The sequence below is a fragment of the Synechococcus sp. CCY9202 genome (assembly GCF_034931685.1).
Taxonomy (GTDB): Bacteria; Cyanobacteriota; Cyanobacteriia; order PCC-6307; family Cyanobiaceae; genus CBW1002.
On the sequence record NZ_JAYGID010000114.1, the window covers coordinates 1 to 5541 of the forward strand.

5 protein-coding genes and 2 pseudogenes are annotated in these 5541 nt (G+C 52.8%); 4 read left to right on the forward strand and 3 right to left on the reverse strand.

The window, feature by feature from the left end; translation table 11 throughout:
- Positions 1-258, forward strand: a pseudogene (locus VB777_RS17480) (hypothetical protein); the annotation flags it as partial.
- Positions 180-962: a transposase gene (locus tag VB777_RS14355; RefSeq protein ID WP_323249768.1), complete on the forward strand. Its 783-nt coding sequence runs from the start codon at positions 180-182 to the stop codon at positions 960-962. The pseudogene VB777_RS17480 and the gene VB777_RS14355, both read left to right, overlap by 79 nt.
- A gap of 227 nt (positions 963-1189) precedes the next feature.
- On the opposite strand, the gene VB777_RS14360 is transcribed toward VB777_RS14355, so the two are convergent.
- The gene (locus tag VB777_RS14360) at positions 1190-2257 is read right to left on the reverse strand and encodes a carbamoyl-phosphate synthase (RefSeq protein WP_323249770.1); all 1068 of its coding nucleotides are present in this window, start codon (positions 2255-2257) and stop codon (positions 1190-1192) included.
- Positions 2258-2344: 87 nt separating this feature from the next.
- Here VB777_RS14360 and VB777_RS14365 point away from each other — a divergent pair.
- Positions 2345-2551 (forward strand): annotated as a pseudogene (locus VB777_RS14365) (DNA-3-methyladenine glycosylase); the annotation flags it as partial.
- A 697-nt stretch (positions 2552-3248) separates the two neighbouring features.
- Complete coding sequence (locus tag VB777_RS14370; protein ID WP_323249772.1) at positions 3249-3431, forward strand: AlpA family transcriptional regulator; 183 nt, start codon at positions 3249-3251, stop codon at positions 3429-3431.
- A gap of 10 nt (positions 3432-3441) precedes the next feature.
- On the opposite strand, the gene VB777_RS14375 is transcribed toward VB777_RS14370, so the two are convergent.
- Together VB777_RS14375 and VB777_RS14380 are read right to left on the reverse strand one after the other, a co-directional pair.
- Positions 3442-4560 (reverse strand): tyrosine-type recombinase/integrase, encoded by a 1119-nt coding sequence (locus tag VB777_RS14375; protein ID WP_323249774.1) that lies wholly within the window; start codon positions 4558-4560, stop codon positions 3442-3444.
- An 80-nt stretch (positions 4561-4640) separates the two neighbouring features.
- On the reverse strand, positions 4641-5541 hold a 901-nt coding region (locus tag VB777_RS14380; protein ID WP_416238361.1), incomplete at its 5' end, for a transposase.

Here is a 5541-nt window from a genome sequence, read left to right on the forward strand (position 1 = left end):
GTGCTTTCACACACAGCCACACCCATAGCCACCAATCCCTCCCAGCACCTGCCCCAATCCTTCTTCGCCCGCCCCGCCGAGCAGGATGCCCCCGACCTCATCGGCTGCCTGCTGGTGAAACGCCAAGCGGATGGCGAGCTGCTCTGGGGCGTGATTGTGGAAGCAGAAGCTCTCCTCAAATGCCCCGCAAACCACGCCATCTGCCGCAGGGGTATTCATTTCACATCACACTGCGGTGTAATAGCCGTCAGTTTTTGATTGCCAAAGGATTGAGACGGGATGTGTTGCTGGCAGTGCTCGCCAAGGCACAAACCAAAATCCCACACAAGCTTTATGGGGTGTGTCTGATGGCAAACCACCTGCACCTCCTCATCAGACCTGATGATGCCTCTCAACTCCCCCGCTTGATGCACTGGATTGGTTGGTATTCAGCGATGGCACTCAACCGCCTTGCTGGGCGTTGCGGGCACTTCTGGGAGGCAAGGTATTACGCCACTGCGATTGCTCCTAAAGACCACAGAAGAGTGCTGAATACACTCAGGTACATTCACGCCAATCCCAAAGCAGCAGGGGTGAGAAAGGGATTTTATGGCCCCTATTCCAACTACGGGCACTACGGCAGATTGGAGAATGATGGCGTCGGTGAGTGGCACCCAAGCTTCCTGTCACTGGCACCAACGCTGAAGGGATGCTCCAAGCATTATGAGCGTTTCTGCCAGAAGTATCGCCATCACGCAAAAGGAGCACCTAAGTGCCACTGGGGCTCAAGGATGCTGAAGCGATTGATTGAGAGCAGCGGCAGCAGGAGCAAGAGCAAGCGGATATCACCAGGGCAAACTCAACTACCTTTTGCGTTTGACATACGCCTCAATCAAATCCCTGAGGAGTGGCATCAGATAGCAGTGAGATTTAGAAGAGCCAATGGCATCCGTGATGGCGACAGAGAGCGAAGTATTTGGTAGTTGCGTTGAGGAATATTTGTATCTGTAAAGCAAAAGAATGTAGTGGTCTGGCTTTGCTGTGGGTTGAAATATTTGAGGTTTATTTTGGTGGGGAAAGTGGCTCAAAATCTGCGGTGGAGGTGGGAGATGGTGCCAGGTATTGGAAGCGGTTGAGGCTGGTTTGGGGCGGTTGAAGAATTAAAAAGCCCCTGTGTTGGCAGGGGCTTTTGGAGTTAGGGTGCCTTAAGTTAGAATTTATAAAAGGGAGGTGGGTTTTCTTCTGCTGGTGTTGTACAACAGACAGGTACTTGCTGGCTCGCTGCCGACTGCCCATTTGCTGGCTCGCTGCCGACTGCCCACCCCGCATCGTGCACCCGCACATCCCGATTGGCTGGCGTTGTTGATAGCGCCTGAATAACAGGTATCACCACAGGCTGCTGCTTTCTAATGCTCGGCGCTCCATAGCCATTAGTGCCAAAGCGATATTTGATGTCTGCCGAAACCCTGGTCTCAAATGCCTGGTCGTAGGAGAGATTGGCGCCAACGGTGAGACCATTTGTCAGGTTGTACGCAAGTCTGCCCCGAACTCCAGAACCATCAGCAGCTCCCAGGTCACCGCTTTGGTAGTAATAACCAACAGAAGCCCGCAATTCAGGAGTAATGCTGTAACCAACATCCAGTCCGTAGGTATCCAGTGCCCCGCCGTCATAAACACTGTTGAGCTGCTGCTCGGTGTCGCCAACGGGCACCAAAGCATAGGCATTGAAGTTCCAGGAATTAGAAACTGCCTCTACTCCTGCGGATACCTGCTGGAAAAACCCCGTTTGGGAATTCGTAACCGTGACACCTGTATCGGCAGGTCCTGTTGCCATCGGTCGGCTGTCATAACCCGCATTGACGCCAAACATCCAGGAGCGGTTGCCATTGAGCCAGCGATACCCAAGCCGTGTGGAGGTTGAGAATGTGGTGCCTGAAACGTCTGTATTGATGATGCTGCTGTAGTTGCCGTAGTCATTGAAGTTGGCATTCACCAGCACATCTACAAAAGCAACGCTGCTGCTGCCAACGTGGAGTGGAATGAAGGCGCCAAGTCCTGCCTGATTAGGGGTGCCAGCGCCTTGTAGAGCCCCCTGGAAGCCGTAGTTGAACTTTACGGCATCCCTAAGGTTCACCCCCATCACACCCAGGTCTGCCGCCTCAGTGCTGGCAGCCTCGGGATCTTGCGCTGCTGCAGGGCTGATACCAAATGGTAGAGATGCCAGCGCCAGAGCGGCAGTGCCAGTCAGCGAGAGGCTCAGGCGGATGCAACTCTGCACTGCTTCAAAAAATCTACAATTCCTTATATTCGCTGCAGAGTGCTGCGGCGCTTGGTTTGGGTGGTCAGTTGGGGGATTGGCAGATGGATGGTGTCAGTGCTTTCACGCATAGCCACACCCACAGCCACCACGCTCTCCCAGCACCTCCCCAACGCCTTCTTCGCCCGCCCCGCCGAGCAGGTCGCCCCCGAGCTCATCGGTTGCTTGTTGGTGAAGCGGCAAGCCTCAGGTGAGATTCTTTGGGGCGTGATTGTGGAAACGGAGATAGATTCGCAGGAGGAGCCCGCCTGCTACTGGCATCTGTGTGAAATGGTGAGCTCAGATGTCCTTCACTTGCATGACTGCTTATAAGCATCCATTCAGCCCCCCCCGGCAAAGCTACAGCAGAGCAATCTCCTTGTATCTACATCAGGATCTAACTAGCATCCAGAACTTCATCGGGGTCATCGGGGAACCACTCACCGTAGGGGCCGCACTCCCATGCGAAAGGAATGTCTACATTAGTGTTGAGAGGCTTACCTTTTCTTTTTCTGCTCACGCTATCATCACGAAGAACAGAGTGATCATTCACAAGCGAATACTTCCTATAGGTTTTCTGCTGCATACTTAAGGAGTGTCAAGACAGCTGCCTGGCGTTGAACTGCATTCAAGTGGGATCCAAAAGTCTATTGCCCATTGCAGTACGAGTTGCTGGTTCCTGTTGCCAACAGATGTCATCAGACGCCTTTAATGCGCAAAGCATCTGCCCGGACACTTGCCATGGTGCCACAGGGCGCGGGAAGCCGCGCTCAGCTGGTGTTATAATTCTTAACGATTAAGCCAAGTCTTGATCCTTAAAGAGTTAGCTATTTCTAAAGTCATTTTTCAATAATTGCCTGTAGTTTTAGAATGTAATCAAAGTTTTCATTGCCTGGCATTGTGAAGACGCACATCTTTAAGTATTTCATTTATTTTTAAAAACATACTTTATTCAATTATACTTTATTTAATTATGTATTTTCTTCGCCTGCCTCAAGTCAAGTCAGCCACTGGGCTCTCCAAGTCCACCATCTACGCGCGCATTGCTGATGGCACCTTCCCGAAACAGATTCCGCTTGGTCCACGCCTTGTGGTCTGGCTGGAGTCTGACATCCAGGGTTGGATCAAAGAACAGGTCAAGTCTGTAGGGGGGTAACCCCCTTTCTTTATACCTCTAATCCATTGTCTACCAAGAGATCCCCCCACTTACTCATGAATTCAATTCGCTCTTCCAGGAACTGTGCTTTGTCATACGCTTGACGGACCTTGCCAGGTGGTTTATGCCCCATCTGTAGGTCAATGACTTGAAAGGGGGTCTTCAGGATGTCCTGCCCATAGGTCGTTGCCATGGTCCTGACCCCGTGAGCAACCAGTTTTCCTTGATAACCCATGCGCTTAATCAAATGGTTAGGCGTCTCCAAAGAGATGTGCTCTGTGCCCTTGCCCCTGGGACTTTGAAAGATGTAGGGGGTATGTCCTGTGATTGTTTTGAGGACCTCCAAGAGATCAACCAGCGGTTGCGAGAGGGGAATTAGATGATCCTGCCTCGTTGAATTCCGACCTTTCATCCTTCTGGCGGGTATGGTCCAAATCCGCTGGTCCCAATTGACTTCTGACCACTCACCTGGAACCACAGCACCAACCCGCATAAAAGTCAGCAGCAAGACCTTCACGGAAGCAAGGGTAAGCAGATCTCCATTGCCCTTATTGCTGGTGAGATCCGCCAGGAATCCAGGCACATCGTTCCAATCCAGTGACGGATGACTCTTTGCGACATGACCTGAGTGAGCGTGTCTGGAACTCCTGGCAGGGTTCGGTTCTGAGATCCATTCATGGTCGATGGCATACGAGAAGACCTGCCTGAGTAAGCCAAACACCTTGTCGGACTGATTCAGTGCTCCCCGCGCCTCGATGGTGCGCTTGAAGTCCAGACATTCACTGCGATTGATCGCCCTGATTGACCGTTTGCCAAAGACAGGCAGGATCTGGTTCTGCATCTTATTGTTGTAATCCTTGAGAGTGGTGGCAGCGAGTTTGCTGCTGTTGATTGACAACCACTCCTCTGCTGCCTTCTGAAAGGTCACGGCACCTGTTCGTTGGATGGTCTGGCGCTGCTCTGCTTTCAATGCTCTTGGGTCTTCCCCCTGACGCCGCAGCACATCAAGTCGTACCCGTTCCTCCCGTGCTTGTTTGAGCGTCCACTGCCCTGGACCCTTGCCATACGGACCGATCTGGTAGTCCTGCAACTTCCCCTCCTTGCCAGGCGGAAAGCGGTGACGCCACACGAAGTAGAGCCTCCTGAGAAAGTAAGAACCAGGCCCCGGGGCAACAAAGTGGGGAAGCTCGGCTGAACTCTGAGTGTTGCTCAGGCTGCAACCGGTTGACTGCTCAGGAGTCGCTCCTCGCCTCTTCGGATGGATTCAGTGCCGATCAGAAGCTGAAACAAGACGGCAAAAAGGACAAAATGAAGCTCCAGCAGCTTCTCGAGGTTCATCACCAGTACAGCCAATGCAATGGCTGATCCTTGGGTGGCAGCCAGCTTCTCACGAATCAAACCCAATCCAAACCGCCGCTTCCCCTGTCCGATTTTGCCTTCGACCGCGTTACGTTGACGCTGATCATCAAGAAACTGTCTCTTCTCTTCTGCCACAAGCTCAGGATCGCTCTTGGGCCGACCAAGGCGAGGTCCACTCAGGCGAATCCCATGCCGTTGGCAGAAAGCGCGGTTCGCTCGAGTCCGATAGATCTGATCGGCACAGATCACTTCTGGATAATGGCCATGACGACGGCGATAGGCTCTTGCCTGAGCCTTTAGGTCTTCTCCTTCGTTGTAGGGGTCGTAGCTCAGGCGATCCAGGTAGGTAAACCCATCACCGGTGACTGAAATGGAGATCTTGGCTCCGAATTCGACATTGCATCTGGCCTTGCCACGAACAATTGGCCTAATGTGAGCTTGGAAGAGACTCACGATCCGATCTGGGATGCTTCTGCTGTCTGAGTGGTAGAGAATCTTCTGCTGGCGAACCAGCTCGCTGACCACTAAGAGTTTTTGATACCAGTGCCTTCCTGCGGCCAGAAGGCAGCCGCCGCAAGCGATCAGGGCATCAATGCTGGCAAGATTCCGTTCAAGATGACCGATCTGCTGCTTGATCGCTTTTCGAATCTTGCTGATGCGAGGGCGCTTCTTCTTTGCTACTGCCAGAAACTGCTGACGGGCTTTCTTCCGGTGCGTGCGTGGTTTCAGGCCAAACCCTTCTCTGATCGGC